The organism is uncultured Tateyamaria sp., assembly GCF_947494755.1.
In the GTDB taxonomy this organism is placed as follows: Bacteria; Pseudomonadota; Alphaproteobacteria; order Rhodobacterales; family Rhodobacteraceae; genus Tateyamaria.
Map to the genome: position 1 here is coordinate 293,347 of NZ_CANLVZ010000002.1, position 19,674 is coordinate 313,020.

Sequence of the window (19,674 nt, forward strand, 5' to 3'; positions counted from 1 at the left end):
TCCATCTCAATATGGGTCAGCTACGCCCAGAATGCCAAGTATTTCGACTTCGAGCGCTTCCATCCGTGACGCGTCCGCATCACGGATGTGGTCATACCCCAATAAGTGCAGCGTGCCATGCACGATCAGATGCGTCACATGGTCCGACAAGCGTTTGCCCTGCGCCTCTGCTTCGCGCGCGCAGGTGTCATAGGCGATTGCGATATCCCCAAGGCTGACCGATCCGCTTGGGTCGGTCTGCGGCGGGTGCGGCGCATCCCCGTCCGCATCCGGGCCAAGCGCTGTCTCCGGCCAGCTGAGCACGTTTGTCGGCGTTGGTTTTTCACGGAATGTGTCATTCAGCGCAGCGATATGTGCATCATCGCAACCCAGCACAGAGAGTTCGGCCCCCGGTATGTCGAGATGATCCAGGGTGGTATTGATGGCACGCGTCGCCGCTGCGGCAAGGTCCGCATCTTGCCAGCGGTCGTCTTCGATCAGGATGTCGATGCCATGTGTCATATGTCGGACCGGGGGTTTCACACCCCCGGAGCCCCCGTGCGGTTTATTTCGCGAAATGAAGGATCAGCTTGCCTCTGTATCGGCCTCATAGGCTTCGATGATCGCGGCCACAAGCGGGTGGCGCACAACGTCCTTTGAGGTGAAGTAATTGAAGCTGATCTTGGGCACGGATTTCAGTAGCCGTTCGGCATCCGACAGGCCCGAGGGCACGCCGCGCGGCAAGTCGATCTGTGTACGATCCCCGGTGATCACCATGCGCGAGCCTTCGCCGAGACGCGTCAGGAACATCTTCATCTGCATGGTGGTCGCGTTCTGCGCTTCGTCCAAGACGACAAAGGCGCGCGACAGCGTGCGCCCGCGCATGAAGGCCAGCGGCGCAATCTCGATCGTTTTTTCTTCCTTCAGCTTGGCCAGTTGCTTGCCCGGCAGAAAGTCGTTCAGCGCATCATAAAGCGGCTGCATGTAAGGATCGACTTTTTCCTCCTGCGTGCCGGGCAGGAAGCCGAGCCGCTCCCCCGCCTCGACGGCCGGGCGGCACAGGATGATCTTGTCCACATGGCCCGAGATGAACATCGACACCCCCACCGCGACGGCGAGATAGGTCTTGCCTGTGCCCGCAGGCCCGATCCCGAAAGCCAGTTCATTGTCGAATAGCGATTGCACGTAGGCTTTTTGCGCATCGGTGCGCGGCTCGACCAGTTTCTTGCGGGTCTTGATCTCGATCCGGTTGCCCACGGGCATTTCAAGCTGATCGCCCTGCCGCGTGCCGGTGTCGACTTCTGAGTTGCCCATGCGCAATTCGCGGTCGACATCCGCCGGTGCCACTTCTTTGCCCGCTTCAAGGCGCAGATAGAGCGCGTTCAGGACCGCCGCCGCACGGTTCTGCGCGCCCTCTTCACCCATGACGCCAATCACATTGCCGCGGCGCACGATCTGCACCTCAAGCGCGGTTTCGATGGCCGTCAGATGACTGTCATAGGGGCCGCACAGATCAATCAGCAGCCGATTGTCGGGAAATTCCAGAACCACTTCTTTGGAGGGTTGATCCAGGGTCAAGGCCTGCTCCTTGTTTGCGAGATTTGCGAGTCTGATTGGGTCAAGCGTGACAAGTTCCCGCCGTGGGTGCAACGCCGTGACCGGTCATTTCATGGATTTGAAACAAAAAAGGCCGGGGCGTCTGCAACGCTCCGGCCTTGATGTGGAATGTGGCGCGGATCAGTTGGGGTCCCGAATGCGCGAGCCACCTTTGAAGTCGCCTGCGGTGCGGGTGGGTTCGGCCACGCCGGAACAGACCGGTTTGCCGTATTTGTCGAGGCGTGCTGACAGATATCCTTCGACACCGTCGTCGATGATCCAGTGATCGCAGCCGTTGGGATCGACCCAGATACCGGCCTGAAGCTGGCTGAGGTCCTTGCGGTCGGTGCCCCGGTCAACCGTCTTGTCCGGTGGCAGGCCATCGCCGCAAGCCGCAAGAGCCAGGGCCGCAATCAGGGCGGGGACGAGTTTATATTTTGTCATTATACGCGTCCCTCACTGAATGCAGATGATTTCGACACGGCGGTTCTTGGCCATGCCTTGTGCGGTGTTGTTGGCCGCTGCGGGCTGCCGTTCGCCGTAGCCGCGCACATCCGCGATCCGTGCGCCCGAGGCTTGCGCCACAGCGGCAACCGCGTTGGCCCGGTTCAGGGACAGCCGCAGATTGTAGGCGTCGCTCGCCCGGCTGTCGGTGTGCCCGGTGATGATGAAGCTGGTGGCGGTCGAGCTTTGGAAGAACTGCGCCAGTCGCTGTTTGCCCGCCGCATGGATACGGAAACTGTCGGTCTTGAAGAACTGGTCGGACTGCATCACACCGCAGACGTTACCACGGCGACAAACCGGGATCCCTTTGCGGTTGGTGTGAGGCGTCATGTAGCCTTCGGCCCCGTCATCCATAACCCAGTGCTCGCACCCGTCCGGGTCCACCCAGATGGTTGGAATGTACTGGCCTTTGTCCCGCCCATTCTGCGAGCGCGTGTCCGTGCTAAAGTTTTGCGCCGATACCGGCACCGCCATTGCCGACGTCAGAACCACAGCGGTGGCAACCGCCATGGTCAAAAGCTTTTTCACTGTTTGGGAATACGAATTCGCCACAGCCCTGTCCCTTTTTTTTGGTCCCCCGCAAAGATCATCAACACGCCTGAACGTCAGACCGACCTCTGCCATACTGCGCAAAACCGTATGCAATTATTAACGTTCTGTGAACCCGGTATTACCAGATATTGTGCCTTAAATTGGCACACTTACCATAAGACCGCGCAATTTCGCGGCCGAATTCATCTCATACGGGCGTTCAAACCAGTACGCCTGCCAGCGAATTGGTCGATGCGCTGGTGATTCTCACCGGCGCGATTTGCCCGATTTCAACGTTGGCATTGTCGACGTGGACAGCGTGCAAATACTCGCTTTTGCCGCCCATCTGTCCGGCAAGCCGCCCGGGTTTTTCGAACAGAACATGGACGGTGCGCCCTACCATATCGTTCTGGATGGCATGCTGTTGCTGTGTGATCAACGCTTGCAACCGCTGCAGCCGGTCGTCGGCTTCGGCCACATCCACTTGCGCCCGCTCAGCCGCAGGAGTGCCGGGCCGGGTCGAGTATTTGAACGAATAGGCGTAGCCGTAGTTCACTTCCTCAACCAGATCGAGGGTGGCCTGAAAGTCCGCCTCCGTTTCTTCGGGAAAGCCGACGATGAAATCGCCCGACATCACGATATCAGGCCGCGCGGCGCGGATCCGTTCGATCAGCCGCAGATAGCTGTCGGCGGTGTGGCTGCGGTTCATCCGTTTGAGGATCCTGTCACTGCCCGACTGCACCGGCAAGTGTAGATAGGGCATCAGCTTGGCGCAGGTGCCATGCGCTTCGATCAGATCGTCGGTCATGTCGTTGGGATGGCTGGTGGTAAAACGGATGCGTTCGAGCCCATCGACGCGGTCCAGATCCCAGATCAGTTTGGCCAGCGTGTAGTCCGACCCGTCCGGCCCCGCCCCGTGATAGGCATTCACATTCTGCCCCAGCAAGGTGATTTCGCGCACGCCGCGTTCGACCAGATCGCGCGCTTCGTCCAAGATGCGCGATACAGGGCGCGACACCTCGGCCCCGCGCGTGTAGGGCACCACGCAAAACGCACAGAACTTGTCGCAACCTTCCTGCACGGTCAGAAATGCGCTTGGCCCACGCTTGGCCTTGGGGCGCGATGCCAGCTTTTCGAACTTGTCTTCCTCGGGGAAATCGGTGTCCAGGGCGGTAGCACCAGTGCGGGTCTTGGCCTCCATCTCGGGCAAGCGGTGATAGCTCTGCGGGCCGACGACCAGATCGACGGCAGGCTGGCGGCGCATGATCTCGGCCCCTTCGGCCTGGGCCACACAGCCAGCGACACCGATCTTGAGGTCCGGTTTGTCCTTTTTAAGCGCCTTCAAGCGCCCCAGCTCGGAATAGGTCTTTTCAGCCGCCTTTTCGCGGATATGGCAGGTGTTGAGCAGGATCATATCCGCCTCATCCGCCGACGTGGTTTCCACGTACCCCTGCCCGCCCAGTGCTTCGGCCATACGCTCGCTGTCATAGACGTTCATCTGACAGCCATAGGTCTTGATAAAGAGCTTTTTGGGCGTCGACATGGGGCGCATCCGGGGTTGAGGCAAATCAGGCTGGCGATGTAACAGTGCCTCGCCCATCTTGCAATGGAGCGCGGTTTAACCGAATGAAAGGGTTGAGCGGTGCATATACCGGAGCACATATGCGTTTTGACAGTCTGAACCAGTTCGTGACAACCCCCGAGGCGGTGCCTGCCAAGGGTCCGATTGCCGTGGTGCTGGTCGAGGACAATATAGAGGTGGCCACCACCCTGCGTCACCATTTGCAGGCCGGTTTTGCCCATGTCATTGCCTGTATGCCACCCCAGTTCGACATGCCTCGCGATCTGATCGAGGATGTAGTCCGCATCGACTACGACATGTCCGCCGAGGGCGCGCTCGAGAACGCGATCAACCCGATCATCGCCGCCGTCCCTGCGGGCACGTGGCTTTATTACTGCTACAACGCCGAGTTCCTGTTTCACCCGTTTTGCGAAACGCGGTCAGTGGGCGAAATGCTCGCCTTCCATACCGAAGAGCGGCGGGACGGGATGTTGACCTATGTGGTGGACCTTTATGCCGACGATCTGTGGGAGCATCCGGACGCAGTATCCCTCGACCGGGCGCATCTGGATCGATCCGGTTACTATGCGTTGGCGCGGCCTGATGCGAAGGGGCATCCCAAGGAACGTCAGTTGGACTTTTTCGGGGGCCTGCGCTGGCGCTATGAGGAACACGTGCCCGAAGCGCGCCGCAAGATCGACCGCATTTCGCTATTCAAGACCAAGCCGGGACTGAAGCTGCGCCCCGACCACACGCTGAATGACGAAGAATACAACACCTATGCCTGCAAATGGCATCACAACCTCACCGCCGCCATCTGTTCATTCCGCACGGCCAAAGCCCTGAAACAGAACCCCGGCAGCACCTACGACATCCACACCTTCAAATGGCACAACTCCGCCCCGTTCGAGTGGCATTCGCGTCAGTTGCTGGACTTGGGGCTGATGGAGCCGGGGCAGTGGTTCTGAGGCACTGAACCCGCCCCATTTGGGGGGGGGCGTGGTTTGAGGTAGGCTTGGCCCCATCACCAATCGCAGATGGGAGTGCTGAGATGAGTTATGTCGATGGTTTTGTGGCCGCCGTGCCCACGGACAAAAAGGCGGCGTTCATCGCCCATGCCAAACAGTCCTGGTCTGTCTTTCAGGACATGGGCGCGCTGGCGCAGTGGGAATGCTGGGGCGATGAGGTGCCAGATGGCGAAACGACCTCGTTCCCCATGGCCGTAATGGCGCAGGAGGGGGAAACTGTCGTCTTTTCATGGGTGATGTGGCCTGATCGCGTCACCCGCAATGCCAGTTGGGAGCGGATGATGAGCGACCCTGAGATGGAAGAGAAAATGGGCGAGATGCCGTTTGACGGCAAGCGCATGATCTATGGCGGGTTCGAATCTGTGTTCATGCAAGGCGACATGCCCGCGTCCTAGCGCAGTATGGGAAACCAGTCCTCGCGCAGGCGTTGTCCTTCGATCATGTCGTGCCCCGGAAATGGGGGCGATGTGGGGCCGGGCCGCGTGACATAGCGCGCATCATCCCCCACCAGCCGCAGCGAGAACGCCCGCCGCCGGGTCCTGGCGGTGTTGCCGCGCGCGCCGTGCAGCGTGCGGTAGTGAAAGGCGACCGCGTCGCCCGGTTCCATCTTGAACTCGACAATCCGCATACCTTCGGCGTCCGGATCCGGCACGGGGATGTAATCGCCCTCAAAGAATGCCGTCTCTGACACCCATCGCGTTGGCACCACGTCCTTGGGCCACAGGTGCGAGCCTGCCACGCAGCGCAGCGTCGCCTTCCGCACGGGATCAAGCGGGGACCAAAAGCTGATCGTCTGCTGGCCTTGTACAAAGTAATAGGGTGCATCCTGATGCCATGGGGTCGCCATGGACGTGCCCGGTTCCTTGACCAGGACGTGATCGTGAAACAGTTGGACAGATTTCGACCCCATCAGCGTAGCTGCCGCATCGATTACCGCAGCGTCCCGCACCACCTCCTGAAATTCAGGAATACGCTGCCAATTGCAGTAGTCATCGAAAAACAGCCCCGTCTCCCCCGCCCGATCATTGGTCGAGGCGTAAGGGCCGGGATCAGCCATGTTGCGCTCAACACCGGCGCGCAGGGTTTCAACGTGAGGGGCGAACAGCCCACGGATCAGGACAACCCCATCCGCACGGTAGGTTTGCGCTTCCTGCGCTGCGACAACCGTCATTCAGGATTTACGGCGCAGCCGGATCACCACATCCACCGATGCAATCTCGGCCCCCGCAGGGGCGTCTGGCAATTGCGCGATCACCAATTGATCAGACGGGGCGTCCGTCAGCTTGGCATCGTCCTCCCAGAAAAAATGGGGGTGGTCGTGGGTGTTGGTGTCGAAATAGCTTTTGGAGCCATCGACCGTGACCTCTTGCATGAGGCCCGCATCACAGAAGGCGCGCAAGGTGTTGTAGACCGTGGCCAGCGATACGGCCTCGCCCTGATCCTTGGCCGCCTCGAACAGGCTTTCGGCCGTCACATGCCGGTGCTGTCCGTCGCCAATCAGCAAAGCCGCCAGCGTCACGCGCTGCCGGGTGGGGCGCAAACCTGCGCCCGCCAACCATGTGGTGCCAACCTGATGCTGATCCTGTGTCATCGCGTCCTCTGATCGCCCTTGCCTACATATAAAGGGTCAAACTTTTGCAAATCAATCGCAATCGCCCCGAAGTGCATTATGCCACACGCCCGAAAAAGCCCATCTGTTCGTCCTTGGTGAAGGCGCGACCGGGTGTGTCGTAATGGGACAGCACCGCAACGATGCGCGATTTCGGCCCCTGCACGGTGCTGACCCGGTGCGCGGTATTCACCCCGAGAAAGACATTCAGCGTGCCCGCAGTCTGCGGCAGTTGGGTCGGTGCGATCTGACCATTCAGCAAGGCGGCAATGCCTGCGTGATTGGGATCATCGGCGCTGCGCAAGTCCTGTGCGTATTCGAATACCCCGCCCGCGTCCGGTTCCTGTAACAACAGCGTCGTGGTAAAGATAGACCGGTCGAAATGCCAGTTCAGCGCCTCACCATCGCGGTATTCCAGCACATTGATCCCCGCGAGCGCATCATCCATCACATAAAGCTGCGGCCGATCCATCACCGCCGCCAGAAAGGTCGCGAATTCGGGCCAGTTGTACAGCCGATCCAGCGGCGTGCCCCGCAACTGGTCGTGGCACAGCGTGTGGTTCGAGGTCTCGACTTTCTTGAGGGCCGGGTCGTCCGGGTCCACCCCGTCGATGGTGTCTTTGAAATAGATGTTGTGCCAACGGCTGTGATGAAAGGACTCGTGCGCCATACGCGGGTGCACGTGGTCCAGCACCTGCGCCAATGCGGCAGGCCGCATGAACCCATCAAAGTTGAACAACCCATCCCGCGCCAGACCGGCCTTGGCGCTGTCGACAAGGGCGTGCCACGCCGGGGTATGGGGGCGATCCAGCGGGAACCGCTCAAGGTCAAGAATATCATCCATGCCCCGACTGTGCCCGAAGCATGTGCGGGATGGCAAGTGGACCGCACGGCCCCCGCTCTTGCGCTTTTTGCGTTCTCAGTGCTAGACGGGCCTGACCCCGCGACGCGGGACATGTGCGCAAATAAACGAGGCCAGAATGGCAGAATATCCAACGAGTTTCGACAAAGACGCCTTGCTCAAGTGCGCCCGTGGCGAGCTGTTTGGCCCCGGCAATGCGCAACTGCCCGAACCGCCCATGCTGATGATGGACCGGATCACGGATGTGTCCGGTGATGGCGGCGAACATGGCAAGGGTCACATCGTGGCCGAGTTCGATATCACGCCTGATCTGTGGTTCTTTGACTGCCATTTTCCGGGCAATCCGATCATGCCGGGCTGTCTGGGTCTGGACGGGCTGTGGCAACTGACAGGCTTCAACCTTGGCTGGCGCGGCTGGCAGGGGCGCGGTTATGCGCTTGGGGTGGGCGAAGTGAAGCTGACAGGCATGGTCCGCCCGGATCGCAAGATGCTTACGTATTACGTCGATTTCACCAAAGCCGTGCAAACCCGCCGCCTGACGATGGGTGTCGCAGACGGGCGGGTGGAAGCGGACGGCGAAGTGATCTATCAGGTCAGGGACATGAAGGTCGCGCTGAGCGAAAGCTGAGTCCGTCCGAGCGCCCGAAAGCAGCAAAAGGACCATAAACATGCGTCGCGTCGTCGTCACCGGATTGGGGATTGTGTCGTCTATCGGCACGAACGTGGACGAGGTTTTGGCCTCACTTAAGGCCGGCACCAGCGGGATTGAAGCCAGCGAAGAGATGGCCGAGCACGGCTTTCGCAGCCAGATCGCAGGCACGCTCAAGCTGGACGTCGCCGATCACGTGGAAAAGCGCGCGTTGCGCTTCATGGGGCCGGGCGCGGCTTATGCGCATATCGCGATGACGCAAGCCATCGCCGATGCGGGCCTTGAGGAAAGCGACATCGTGAACCCGCGCACGGGGTTGGTAGCAGGCTCGGGCGGCCCGTCGACCTCTGCCATGCTTGCAGCCCATCAAACGGTCCTGAACACGGGTGCCACCAAGCGCATCGGCCCTTTCGCGGTGCCCAAATGCATGTCCTCGACCATCAGCGCGAACCTCGCGACAGGCTTCAAGATCAAGGGCATCAACTATTCGATCACGTCGGCCTGCTCGACCTCGCTGCACTGCATCGGCAATGCGGCGGAACAGATCATGCTTGGCAAACAGGACGTGATGTTCGCAGGCGGTGCCGAGGAACTGGACTGGACGCTGTCCTGCCTGTTCGACGCGATGGGTGCGATGTCCTCGAAATACAACGACACCCCCGCCAAGGCGAGCCGCGCCTTTGACGCGGATCGCGACGGGTTCGTGATCTCAGGCGGCGGCGGCATCGTCGTGCTGGAAGATCTGGAACACGCCCGCGCGCGCGGGGCCAAGATTTACGCCGAAGTCACAGGCTATGCTGCCACATCGGACGGGCACGACATGGTGGCCCCGTCCGGTGAAGGCGGCGAGCGGGCGATGCGTGTCGCGCTGTCGACCCTCCCCGAAGACCGCACCGTCAGCTATATAAACGCACACGGCACCTCGACCCCAGTCGGCGATGTGGGTGAGATCGAGGCGGTGCGCCGCGTCTTTGGCCAAGGCACCACTCCGCCTGTCAGTTCGACCAAGTCCATGACCGGCCATGCCCAAGGGGCGGCAGGCGCGCTTGAAGCGATCTTTAGCCTCTTGATGCTGGACAACGACTTTATCACGCCTTCGATCAACGTCGAAACGCTGGACCCCGCCTTGGACCCGGCCGAAATCGCGACCGAGATGAAGGCAGCGGCGGGCCTTGATTCCGTCATGACCAATTCATTCGGGTTTGGCGGCACCAACGGGTCGATGATCCTTTCGAAATTTCACGGGTAAGTATTGAATATGTCGGGAATGCTCTCAGGAAAACGCGGCCTTGTGATGGGCGTCGCCAATGACCGTTCCATCGCGTGGGGTATTGCCAAGGCCATGGCCGAGGCCGGGGCCGAATTGGCGTTCACCTATCAGGGCGAGGCTTTTGGCAAGCGGCTTGAACCCCTCGCGGCGAGCGTCGGGTCGGACTTCATGGTGGACGTGGATGTGACGGATGATGCCTCGCTTGATGCGGCATTTGATGCGCTTGAGGCACGTTGGCCCACGATCGACTTCGTGATCCATGCCATTGCGTTTTCGGACAAATCCGAGCTCACAGGCCGGTTCCTGAACACCAGCCGCGCCAATTTCAAACACTCCATGGACATCTCGGCCTATTCCTTCATCGAAGTGGCCCGGCGCGCCCATCCGCTGATGATCGAAAACGGCGGCACCTTGCTGACACTGACCTATCAGGGGTCCAACCGGGTTGTGCCCAATTACAACGTGATGGGCGTGGCCAAGGCCGCACTTGAATCCGCCACACGCTATCTGGCCAATGACCTTGGCCCTGAAGGGATCCGGGTCAATGCCATCTCGCCGGGACCGATGAAGACACTGGCAGGTGCCGCCATTGGCGGGGCGCGCAAAACCTACAAACATACCGATCTCAACGCGCCCTTGCGCTCAAACGCAACGCTCGAGGCGGTGGGCGGCACAGCCGTTTACCTCTGTTCAGAGGCCGGAGCCTGCACAACCGGAGAGATCATCCGGGTCGATGGTGGCTTTCACGTGCTTGGGATGCCACAGCCCGATCACCTCTAATTTTCCAAGATTAGTTCATAGTTTGGTCACGCCTTGGGGCTAGGCTTGGCCGCATGACAGTGGCAGAGACACATCAATCAGACAAACACGCGCGCGTGCTCAAGCGGCGCGCGCGGCGGACACGCCTCTCCAAGTGGTTGGGACGGTTAATCTTTTCACTGATCGGTGTGGGTCTGATGCTGGGACTGCGTGCGTATCCGAATGTCGTCCAGGATGTGATCGCATGGGCGCATGACACACCTCAGGCTGGGGCGACGAACCGGGCCTTCGCCAAACCCAGTGAGGTTCGGACACGGATCATGCTAACCGACAAAGTGCCGGTGCGACGGGGCAACGCCTTGCCCGGTCATGGTGCAACACCGCCCGCCAATGACACGCAGGCGCAAGCCGATGCCATCGGACACACCCTGCGCACATTTGATCCGGGCGGCTGATTTCAGCAGATTGCCGCAAGGGACGGTGGGCGGGGCGTCTTTGCCCATCGGGCAAACAGCGTCCGCACAGCGTCACTTGGGATCAACAGACACCACTTCAAAGTCAAAGGTCAGGTCCTTGCCTGCCAGCGGGTGGTTGGCGTCCAGCATGACCTCTTCGTCACCGATATCCACAACCGTGACCGGCATGGGCTGACCCTGCGGCGTCTGCATCTGCAATTGCAACCCCAGTTCCAGCGGTATCTCTTCGGGGATCGCATCCCGCGGCACCCCCTGACGCAAGGCGGGGTTCAGCGGACCATAGGCCTGATCGCAAGCGATGTTGACAACCTTCTTCTCGCCCGGCTCCATGCCAATTAGCGCCACATCAAGCCCCGAAATGATCTGACCAGACCCAGCCACAAACTCGAGCGGGTCGCGCCCCTCCGAGCTGTCAAACACAGTGCCGTCCACCAATGTTCCGGTATAGTGAATGCGCACCGTATCGCCGTCTTTGATCTCGGCCATGGCTTTGTCTCCCAACATATTCCGTCCGACCGACAGCGTGACACACCCAAGCCGCGCATGCCAGTCGGGTAAACCCCACCTGCCCCCTTTTCGCGCGCGCCGCCCCGTGTCACTCTGCCCCAAAGAGGAACAGCGCCCATGCCCATCACCACATGCATATTTGACGCCTATGGCACCCTGTTTGATGTGGCTGCTGCCGCCCGGCAGGCCGCCGCCGAACCCGCCTTTGCCTCGATCAGGGACACATGGCCGACCTTGGCCGAACACTGGCGGCTCAAGCAGTTGCAATACACCTGGCTGCGGGCCGTCACCGGTGCGCACACCGATTTCTGGCAAGTCACCCAGGAGGGGCTGGACTGGGCCCTCGAAAAGGCCGGTCATGGCAACGCGCCCGCCCTGCGGGAACGACTGCTGGCGCTTTACTGGGAATTGCAGGCCTATCCCGAAGTGCCCGAGATGTTGAGCGCCCTCAAATCAGCGGGGTTGAACACCGCGATCCTGTCCAACGGGTCCCCCGACATGCTTGACGGTGCCGTCCAATCCGCAGGGATCGCCGACGTGCTGGATGACAGCCTGTCGGTACAATCGGTTGGCATCTTCAAACCGGACGCGCGGGTCTATGATCTCGTCGGAGAGCGTTTTGGATGTGCCAAGGACGAGGTTCTGTTCGTGTCCTCCAACGGGTGGGACGCGGCGGCGGCCACCGGGTACGGGTTTGAAACCGCGTGGGTCAACCGCGCGGGCGAGCCTGTCGACCGCCTGCCATGGAGGCCCAAACATCGCCTCGATGACCTCACTGGCATTCCCGCCTTGGCAGGTGTGTGATGGCGACTTTTACCACCTCGGATGGGGTATCGCTGTATTACACAGATGAGGGCGCAGGCCTGCCACTGCTATGCCTGCCGGGCCTGACGCGCACCACCGAGGACTTCCAATACGTCACCCCGCATCTGCCCCCCTGCCGCCTGATCAAGATGGACTATCGCGGGCGCGGCCAGTCGCAATGGGACGACACATGGGCCAATTACGTGTTGCCCGTGGAAATCCGTGACGTGATGGAGCTGATGGACCATCTGTCGCTGGCCTCCTGTGCGATCCTTGGCACCTCACGCGGCGGGCTGAACGCGATGGGCCTTGCCGCGGCCGCGCCAGACCGGCTGCTCGGTGCCGCGCTCAATGATGTCGGCCCTGAACTCGACCCTGCGGGCCTTGCGGGCATCATGACCTATCTGGGCCGCCGTCCTGCCGCGCGCACCCATGCCGAAGTGGCCGCCGCGTTGCCATATGTCCTCGAAGGGTTCAAAGGGGTCCCCCAAACCCGCTGGATGCAAGAGGCGCACACCCATTTTGTCGAAACCGACCAAGGCCTCGATATCACCTATGACCCGAAACTGCGCGACGCGGTTGAGGCGGCGGGCGATGTGCCGGACCTGTGGCCGTTTTTCGACGCGCTAGAAGGCAAGCCGATCTGCGTTATCCGCGGGGCCGGGTCCGATCTGCTGAGCGCCGAAACTGTCGCCAAGATGCAGGATCGCCGCCCTGACCTGATGACCGCCGAAGTACCCGGGCGCGGCCATGTTCCGTTTCTGGACGAACCCGAAGCCCTCGACGCCCTGCACAGATGGATGATGACGCTCACATGAATATCGAGATGATCCGCGCGTCGGCCACCCGCCTGAACGGGCATGCGCGCCACACGCCCCTGCTAAACTCGCCCTTTATCGACAAGATCGCGGGGCGGCGCGTTTGGGTCAAACCCGAGTGCCTGCAACACACCGGCAGCTTCAAATTTCGCGGCGCATGGTCGGCCCTGTCCGCGCTCGATCCATCCATCCGGGCGGCAGGCGTGATCGCCTTTTCCAGCGGCAACCACGCTCAGGGCGTCGCCTTGGCGGCGAACATGCACGACGTGCCAGCCGTGATCGTGATGCCCCGCGACGCTCCCGCGCTCAAGATCGAGAACACGCAAGCTATGGGCGCGGAGGTGGTGTTGTACGAACGTGGCAGCGAGGATCGCGATGTCATCGGCGCACAACTCGCAGCCGAACGTGGCCTGACGCTGATCAAACCCTTTGACGAACCGCAAGTCATCGCAGGCCAAGGCACGACGGGACTGGAGATCGCAGCACAGGCCGAGGCCCTCGGCATCACAGTGGCGGATGTGCTGGTCTGTTGCGGCGGCGGGGGGCTGACCAGCGGCATCGCGCTTGCGCTCGAGGCCGAAGCCCCTGGCCTGTGCGTGCGCCCGGTCGAGCCTGAAGGGTTTGATGATGTGGCCCGCTCCCTGCGTTCGGGCGGGATCGAACGCAACAATGCCGTGTCGGGCAATATCTGTGACGCGATCATCACTCCGCAACCCGGCGACATCACATTCCCGATCCTGCGGCGTCTGTGTGGCCCCGGTCTGGTGGTAAGCGAAGATGAGGCACTGATCGCCATGGCCCACGCATTCCTGCGCCTCAAGCTGGTGGCCGAACCGGGCGGAGCCGTCGCCCTTGCTGCCGCTTTGTGTCGCGCAGACCAGATAGACGGCGAGGACGTGATCGTCACAATCTCGGGCGGCAATGTCGATCCAGATCTGTTCGCCCGCGCACTTCGGAGCCTTGAATGACCCATTTCACCATCGCCAGTTTCAACGTCAAAAACCTGATTGGAGCGGATCAGGAATATTACAAGTTTCAAAGCTACACGCCCGAAGAATACGCGTGGAAGGCCGACTGGCTCGCCGAACAGCTTCAGACCATGGACGCCGATATTGTCGGCTTTCAGGAAATCTTTGAGGAAAGCGCGCTGCGCGACGTGATCGACATGGCGGATGCCGACGGAATTGCCGGAAACGACGCCCACATCCCCGGCCCCAACAAACGCTATCGGCGCAAGGCCATCTTTCGCAAACTGGCCTATCGCCCCTACACCAACGCCGCTTTGGCCGTTGCCCCCAACGTCAATGATGGCGGCCCCGGCCAGCGCCGCCCCGGCGTTGCGATCCTGTCCCGCTTTGGCTTTGTGGGGGCACCCGAGGTGATCCAGGACCTGCCAGAACCGGTCGACATCGACTTTGGCCCCATGGGTGAGGCGGGCGGCGGCGGACAATTCCGCCTTACACGGCTCAGCCGCCCGATCCTCAAGGTGCGCGTGCCCATCGCGGGCCATGTGATCACGGTGTTCAACTGCCATCTCAAGTCCAAACTCGGCGAATTCATCCGTCCCGAAGGCGCGCCTTTCCCGCCCGAAGTCGACCTGACGCAATATGATCCCGTAGGCCGTACCCTTGGTGGTGCCCGCGCCGCACTGCGCCGTATGGCCGAGGCCTGGGTGCTGCGCCGCGCCATCGTGGCCGAGTTGGATCAGGACCATCCGGTCATGGTCATGGGCGATTTCAACGACGGCGAACATGCGGTCAGCTCCGAGATTATCAGTGGCGAACACCCGTTCAAAAACTATGCCTGGATGCTGCGCCACGATGCCCAAACCCCGCGCGACCGCTATTCCGAGGACGAAAATGCCTATATCCGCGAGGCCATCGAAAAGGTTCGCCTGCATTCGGCCGAAAAGCAATTCGTGCGCAGCTCCGCCCGCGATATGGTCTATACGGCAGCGTTTGGCGGAGTGTATGAGAGCATTGACCAGATCTATATGTCCCGCCACTTTCTCGCCGATAGTCCGGACAGCATCGGGCATATGGAATATTTCAGCGTGCTGAACGATCATCTGACCGATGGCAGCCATGCCGAGGCCCCCTATAACAAACTGGCCTCTGATCATGGTCAGATTATTGCCCACATCAAGCTAAAGGACTGAAATCACATGCATATGGCCGATCTTGGCGACGTTCGCCTGCACTACCGCATTGACGGCCCCGACGATGGCGCGCCGGTGGTTTTCGCCAATTCGCTTGGCACCGATATGCGCCTGTGGGACCCGATCCTGCCGTTGCTGCCGCCCGGTCTGCGCGTCCTGCGCTATGACAAACGCGGGCATGGCCTGTCGACCTGCCCGGACGCGCCTTACGCGATGGGCGGCCTCGTGGGCGATGTGGAGCGGTTGATGGACCACCTCGGCTTTCGTGATGCCCTGTTTGTCGGCCTGTCCATCGGCGGGCTGATTGCGCAAGGGCTCACGGTCAAGCGGCTCGATCTCGTGCGCGCCATGGTCCTGTCCAATACGGGTGCCAAGATCGGCACCAAGGAGATGTGGGGCGACCGGATTGCAGCGGTCGAAGCGGGCGGTATCGAAGCACTTGCGGATGCCACGATGGAGCGGTGGTTTTCCCGCGCTTTCCTCGCCACGCCAGAGTTGGAGCTGTGGCGCAACCTCCTCGTGCGCCAACCAGATGCAGGCTATGCAGGCTGTTCGGCGGCGATTTCCGGCACGGATTTCTATGCCACGACCGCAACGCTGCGCCTGCCCACCCTCGGCATTGCGGGCAGCGAGGATGGCGCGACGCCGCCCGATCTGGTGCGCGAAACTGTCGATCTGGTGCCGGGCAGTCAGTTCCATCTGATCCGCCGCGCGGGCCATTTGCCCTGCGTCGAGCAACCCGAAGAATATGCACAGGTCCTGACCGACTTCATGCGCGCTACGGGTCATATCTGAGCCATGGCGGCGAGCGTGTTTTCCTCCCCGCTCTACAGCGGTCTCTTTCCAACCGGAGAGGTGGGCCGCTTGTGGTCAGACAGCGCCGAAGTGCGCGCGATGCTGGTGGTCGAAGGTGCCTTGGCCAAGGTGCAGGGGGCGCAAGGCATCATCCCGGAAATCAGCGCGGCCTTCGTCCATCGCTCAAGCCTTGAGGTGCAGATTGACCCCGCCGGTTTGGCCGAGGCCACGGGCACGAACGGCGTCAGCGTGCCCGCCCTCGTCGCCGCCTTTCGCACCGCGATGGAGGCCCCGGAACACGCGCAATACGCCCATTGGGGGGCGACAAGTCAGGACATTATCGACACCGCGCTGATGCTGCGCCTGCGTCAAACCCTGGCGGTGATGGAGGATCGGTTGCGCGCGTTGCTGGCCCGCTTGGGGTCCGAGGCGCGCACCCATGCCGACCTGCCCATAGCCGCACGCACCTATGGGCAACATGCAACCGTCACCTCTTGGGGGGCTGTGCTGGCGCAATGGGGCAATCCGCTGCTAGATGCGGTCGAGCGGTTGGAGGCGGTCCGTGCAGGTGCGTTGTGGGTGTCTCTCAGTGGCGCGGCGGGCACTGCATCCGCTCTTGGCCCCGATGCGCCCGCCACCCGCGCAGCCCTTGCCGAAGCGTTGCGCCTGAGCGATCCGGGGCGCAGTTGGCACACGGATCGGGGGCCAATCCTGCGCATCACAGACTGGATGGCGGATGTGGTCGCAACACTTGGCGGCATGGGGCACAGCCTGATCGGGCTGGCCGGATCAGACACCGCCGAGGTAACCCTTGGCGGTGCTGGCGGCTCCTCGACCATGCCGCAGAAACAGAACCCGGTTGGCCCGACGGTACTGGTCGCCTGCCAAAACCAAACCGCTGGCCTGCGCACCAACTTACAGATGGCCGCCGCGCATCACTACCAACGGGACGGGGCCGCTTGGTTCACGGAATGGATGGTGCTGCCCCAGATCGCTTTGACAACGGCATCGGCCATTGAAACCGCCGTGCAGGTCATGGACAGCGCCGCACCTGTACCTGGTCAAATGGCGGCCCATGCCGCCGGTCAAGGGTTTGTGCATGCCGAAGCGCTCAGCTTTGCACTGACGGCGCATATGACCCGCCCCGAGGCCCAAAGCGAGACCAAGCGACTGGTCGCAACCGCCGTCGAAACAGGCGACACGCTCGAAGCGGTGGCGCGCACCGCCTATCCTGATCTGCCCTCTGATGTGTTTGAGCCGAGCGCCCAGATGGGGCATGCCCCCGATGATGCACGCTGTTTCGCGGACCGGGTGGCGCAGCTTTGAAGCCACCGGTCCTCTTTATCCTGTTCACCGTCATGCTGGACGCGATGGGCATTGGGCTGATCGTGCCGGTCATGCCCGACCTCGTCCAGGAAGTGCGCGGTGCGGGCATCGGATCAGCCGCCGTGTGGGGCGGGATCCTGTCGGCCACGTTCGCCGCTATGCAGTTCCTGTTCGGCCCGGTGATCGGGGCCCTGTCGGACCGGTTCGGGCGGCGGCCGATCCTGCTGGTATCGCTGCTGGTCATGGCAGCCGACTATCTGGTCATGGCTGTGGCCGGGTCAATCTGGTTACTGCTGGCAGGCCGGGTCGTGGGCGGGATCACCGCTGCGACACAGTCCACCGCCAACGCCTATATGGCCGACATCTCGAAACCCGGTCAAAAGGCCGCGAATTTCGGGCTGATCGGGGCCGCGTTCGGAATGGGCTTTGTTTTTGGCCCGATGATCGGCGGCGCACTGGCCGAATATGGCACTCGCGCGCCGTTTTATGCCGCCGCCGGACTGGCAGCGGCCAACGCGGTATTTGGGTATTTCGTGCTCAAGGAAACCGTGGATGACCGCATTCGCCGACCCTTTGAGTGGCGGCGCGCGAACCCGTTCGGGCTGTTCAAATATCTCGCCCGACTGCCGGGCCTTGGTCCGCTGCTGATCGTGTTCTTCTTCTATCAGGTGGCGTTCGGCGTCTACCCTGCGATCTGGAGCTACTACACGCTTGAGCGTTTCGACTGGTCGCCCGGCATGCGCGGGCTGTCCTTGGGGCTGTTCGGTGTATCCATGGCCATCGTTCAGGGCGGCTTGATCCGGCCCATCCTGCGCGCCCTTGGCGAGCGGGGCGCGGTGATCTATGGGCACGGCGCGGATGTGATCGTGTTCCTGCTGATCGGGATCGTCAGTTCAGGCACCTGGCTGCTGATCCTCACACCGCTCGCCGCCCTGCCGGCCGTGATCACACCTGCCTTGCAGGGGATCATGTCCAAGGCCGTCGATGACAATCAACAGGGCGAATTGCAGGGTGCGCTGACCTCGGTGTCGGCCTTGGCGATGATCCTCTCGCCGATGGTGATGACATACGTGTTTTTCGCCTTCACCAAACCGGGCGCACCTGTTTACGCGCCGGGATCGTCGTTCTTTTTATCCGGCGTTCTGATCGCCATCGGGCTGTTCATCTTTCTGCGTGCCGGGAAAATCGCGCACAAGGCCCCCATTCCCGAACCGCCTGCGTCACATTAAGTCGCATTCGGTCTTGCGAGGGCGCACAGGCTGCGCCACCGTCCCCTGAAACACCACACTGACAGCGCCAGCAAGGATCGCCCATGCAGACCATCAAAGCCGCCGTATGCCACGCCTTTGGCGACCCCCTCGTGATCGAAGACATTCTGCTGCGCGCGCCCGAAACGGGCGAGGTCGAGGTCAGTCTTGATGCCGTCGCGATCTGCCATTCCGACATTTCCTATGCGGAAGGGATCTGGGGAGGATCACTGCCTGCGGTCTATGGCCACGAGGCGGCAGGTATCGTCAGCGCGGTTGGCCCCGGCGTTATTGATCTTGCGCCGGGCGACAGCGTCGTTGTGACCTTGATCCGGTCCTGCGGCACCTGCCCGTCCTGCGCAGGTGGGAAGCCGACGATTTGCGAAACCCCCTATGACGGGGACAAGGGGCCGATCCGCACCGCTGAGGATGGCAAACTGCATCAGGCGATGGCCTGCGGAGCCTTTGCCGAAAAGGTGGTTGTCGACCAACGCCAACTGGTCAAAATTTCGGGGGAAATCGCCAAGGATGCGGCCAGCCTGATCGCCTGCGGTGTGATCACGGGCGTCGGCGCGGTGGTCAATGCGGCAGGCTTGCGTGCAGGCCAGGACGTGGTCGTGATCGGCGCGGGCGGCGTGGGCCTGAACGCTATTCAGGGCGCGCGTATCGCCGGGGCACGACGCATCGTGGCCGTGGACATGACCGAGGACAAGCTGGAGGACGCCAAGGCGTTCGGCGCAACCCATGGCGTGCTGGCCACACAAAACGCCCCATGGCGCGCCAGCTACAAGGCGCTTGGCGGCAAGGGTGCCGAGGCGGTGATCGTTACCGTTGGCGCGATCCCCGCCTATGAACAGGCCCCCCGTTTCATGGGGCGCGGCGGCAAGGTCGTGATGGTCGGCATGCCCCCATCCGGTGCGGAGGCCTCGTATGAGCCTGCGGTGTTGGCCGCCATCGGGCAGGGCATGGTCGGATCGAAAATGGGCGATGTGGTCATCCAGCGCGATATTCCTTGGATGGTCGACCTGTATCAACAGGGACGCTTGCAACTAGACAGCCTGATCTCGGGCCGCTGGTCGCTGGATCAGATCAATGAGGCGATTGCCGATACCAAAGGCGGCAAGGCCCGCCGGAATGTCATCATGTTTGACCGCTAAAGACGGCCAAAGGCCCGGCTTTTGAACCAGAGAATGAA

The 19,674-nt window shown here is 61.8% G+C and carries 23 protein-coding genes; 14 read left to right on the plus strand and 9 right to left on the minus strand.

Annotation, left to right across the window (positions count from 1 at the left end; all coding sequences use genetic code 11):
• Positions 1-6: 6 nt before the first annotated feature.
• The 5 genes from ybeY to miaB form a co-directional block, all read right to left on the minus strand.
• Positions 7-501, minus strand: a complete 495-nt coding sequence (gene ybeY, locus Q0908_RS04100; protein WP_299281179.1) for an rRNA maturation RNase YbeY — start codon at positions 499-501, stop codon at positions 7-9.
• A gap of 63 nt (positions 502-564) precedes the next feature.
• The gene (locus tag Q0908_RS04105) at positions 565-1,557 is read right to left on the minus strand and encodes a PhoH family protein (protein ID WP_366868685.1); all 993 of its coding nucleotides are present in this window, start codon (positions 1,555-1,557) and stop codon (positions 565-567) included.
• A gap of 159 nt (positions 1,558-1,716) precedes the next feature.
• Positions 1,717-2,019: a hypothetical protein gene (locus tag Q0908_RS04110; RefSeq protein WP_299281181.1), complete on the minus strand. Its 303-nt coding sequence runs from the start codon at positions 2,017-2,019 to the stop codon at positions 1,717-1,719.
• Positions 2,020-2,031: 12 nt separating this feature from the next.
• On the minus strand, positions 2,032-2,589 hold the full coding sequence (locus Q0908_RS04115) for an OmpA family protein (RefSeq protein ID WP_299281182.1): 558 nt from the start codon (positions 2,587-2,589) through the stop codon (positions 2,032-2,034).
• A 241-nt stretch (positions 2,590-2,830) separates the two neighbouring features.
• Positions 2,831-4,153 (minus strand): tRNA (N6-isopentenyl adenosine(37)-C2)-methylthiotransferase MiaB, encoded by a 1,323-nt coding sequence (miaB, locus tag Q0908_RS04120; protein WP_299281185.1) that lies wholly within the window; start codon positions 4,151-4,153, stop codon positions 2,831-2,833.
• Between the two features lie 119 nt (positions 4,154-4,272).
• Here miaB and Q0908_RS04125 point away from each other — a divergent pair, with 119 nt between their 5' ends.
• The gene (locus tag Q0908_RS04125; protein ID WP_299281187.1) at positions 4,273-5,139 is read left to right on the plus strand and encodes a glycosyltransferase family 2 protein; all 867 of its coding nucleotides are present in this window, start codon (positions 4,273-4,275) and stop codon (positions 5,137-5,139) included.
• An 83-nt stretch (positions 5,140-5,222) separates the two neighbouring features.
• Positions 5,223-5,594 (plus strand): DUF1428 domain-containing protein, encoded by a 372-nt coding sequence (locus Q0908_RS04130; protein ID WP_299281189.1) that lies wholly within the window; start codon positions 5,223-5,225, stop codon positions 5,592-5,594.
• On the opposite strand, the gene Q0908_RS04135 is transcribed toward Q0908_RS04130, so the two are convergent.
• The 3 genes from Q0908_RS04135 to Q0908_RS04145 form a co-directional block, all read right to left on the minus strand.
• Positions 5,591-6,370, minus strand: a complete 780-nt coding sequence (locus tag Q0908_RS04135; protein WP_299281191.1) for a phytanoyl-CoA dioxygenase family protein — start codon at positions 6,368-6,370, stop codon at positions 5,591-5,593. The two genes, Q0908_RS04130 and Q0908_RS04135, sit on opposite strands and share 4 nt — an antisense overlap.
• Positions 6,371-6,790: an iron response transcriptional regulator IrrA gene (gene irrA, locus Q0908_RS04140; protein ID WP_299281194.1), complete on the minus strand. Its 420-nt coding sequence runs from the start codon at positions 6,788-6,790 to the stop codon at positions 6,371-6,373.
• A 76-nt stretch (positions 6,791-6,866) separates the two neighbouring features.
• The gene (locus Q0908_RS04145; RefSeq protein WP_299281195.1) at positions 6,867-7,652 is read right to left on the minus strand and encodes a 2OG-Fe(II) oxygenase; all 786 of its coding nucleotides are present in this window, start codon (positions 7,650-7,652) and stop codon (positions 6,867-6,869) included.
• 136 nt (positions 7,653-7,788) lie between these two features.
• Between Q0908_RS04145 and fabA the strand changes: the two genes are divergently transcribed.
• The 4 genes from fabA to Q0908_RS04165 are packed head-to-tail and all read left to right on the plus strand — an operon-like array spanning position 7,789 to position 10,803.
• A complete protein-coding gene (gene fabA / locus Q0908_RS04150) occupies positions 7,789-8,298 on the plus strand; it encodes a bifunctional 3-hydroxydecanoyl-ACP dehydratase/trans-2-decenoyl-ACP isomerase (RefSeq protein ID WP_299281197.1) in 510 nt (169 codons plus the stop codon).
• Positions 8,299-8,338: 40 nt separating this feature from the next.
• Positions 8,339-9,568 carry a beta-ketoacyl-ACP synthase I gene (fabB, locus tag Q0908_RS04155; protein WP_299281199.1) on the plus strand — a complete coding sequence of 410 codons (1,230 nt, stop codon included), beginning with the start codon at positions 8,339-8,341 and terminating at the stop codon, positions 9,566-9,568.
• A gap of 9 nt (positions 9,569-9,577) precedes the next feature.
• Positions 9,578-10,369: an enoyl-ACP reductase gene (locus tag Q0908_RS04160; RefSeq protein WP_299281201.1), complete on the plus strand. Its 792-nt coding sequence runs from the start codon at positions 9,578-9,580 to the stop codon at positions 10,367-10,369.
• A 53-nt stretch (positions 10,370-10,422) separates the two neighbouring features.
• Entirely contained in the window at positions 10,423-10,803 is a 381-nt protein-coding gene (locus Q0908_RS04165; protein ID WP_299281203.1) for a hypothetical protein, read from the plus strand.
• A 72-nt stretch (positions 10,804-10,875) separates the two neighbouring features.
• Here the strand turns inward: Q0908_RS04165 and Q0908_RS04170 are convergent, their stop codons facing one another.
• The gene (locus Q0908_RS04170) at positions 10,876-11,310 is read right to left on the minus strand and encodes a peptidylprolyl isomerase (RefSeq protein ID WP_299281205.1); all 435 of its coding nucleotides are present in this window, start codon (positions 11,308-11,310) and stop codon (positions 10,876-10,878) included.
• A gap of 138 nt (positions 11,311-11,448) precedes the next feature.
• On the opposite strand from Q0908_RS04170, the gene Q0908_RS04175 reads away from it, so the two are divergent.
• The 8 genes from Q0908_RS04175 (at position 11,449) to Q0908_RS04210 (ending at position 19,636) form a co-directional block, all read left to right on the plus strand.
• The gene (locus Q0908_RS04175; protein ID WP_299281207.1) at positions 11,449-12,135 is read left to right on the plus strand and encodes a haloacid dehalogenase type II; all 687 of its coding nucleotides are present in this window, start codon (positions 11,449-11,451) and stop codon (positions 12,133-12,135) included.
• Positions 12,135-12,953, plus strand: coding sequence for an alpha/beta hydrolase (locus tag Q0908_RS04180; protein ID WP_299281209.1), 819 nt, complete (start codon positions 12,135-12,137; stop codon positions 12,951-12,953). The genes Q0908_RS04175 and Q0908_RS04180 overlap by 1 nt, the downstream gene beginning before the upstream one ends.
• Positions 12,950-13,921 carry a threonine/serine dehydratase gene (locus tag Q0908_RS04185; RefSeq protein ID WP_299281303.1) on the plus strand — a complete coding sequence of 324 codons (972 nt, stop codon included), beginning with the start codon at positions 12,950-12,952 and terminating at the stop codon, positions 13,919-13,921. The genes Q0908_RS04180 and Q0908_RS04185 overlap by 4 nt, the downstream gene beginning before the upstream one ends.
• Positions 13,918-15,111 carry an endonuclease/exonuclease/phosphatase family protein gene (locus tag Q0908_RS04190; RefSeq protein WP_299281212.1) on the plus strand — a complete coding sequence of 398 codons (1,194 nt, stop codon included), beginning with the start codon at positions 13,918-13,920 and terminating at the stop codon, positions 15,109-15,111. Before Q0908_RS04185 ends, Q0908_RS04190 begins: the two co-directional genes overlap by 4 nt.
• 6 nt (positions 15,112-15,117) lie before the next feature.
• Complete coding sequence (pcaD, locus tag Q0908_RS04195; protein ID WP_299281214.1) at positions 15,118-15,906, plus strand: 3-oxoadipate enol-lactonase; 789 nt, start codon at positions 15,118-15,120, stop codon at positions 15,904-15,906.
• A 3-nt stretch (positions 15,907-15,909) separates the two neighbouring features.
• Positions 15,910-17,232 (plus strand): lyase family protein, encoded by a 1,323-nt coding sequence (locus tag Q0908_RS04200; protein ID WP_299281216.1) that lies wholly within the window; start codon positions 15,910-15,912, stop codon positions 17,230-17,232.
• A complete protein-coding gene (locus Q0908_RS04205) occupies positions 17,229-18,461 on the plus strand; it encodes a TCR/Tet family MFS transporter (protein ID WP_299281218.1) in 1,233 nt (410 codons plus the stop codon). Before Q0908_RS04200 ends, Q0908_RS04205 begins: the two co-directional genes overlap by 4 nt.
• Before the next feature lie 83 nt (positions 18,462-18,544).
• Positions 18,545-19,636 carry a zinc-binding dehydrogenase gene (locus Q0908_RS04210; protein WP_299281219.1) on the plus strand — a complete coding sequence of 364 codons (1,092 nt, stop codon included), beginning with the start codon at positions 18,545-18,547 and terminating at the stop codon, positions 19,634-19,636.
• Positions 19,637-19,674 lie beyond the last annotated feature (38 nt).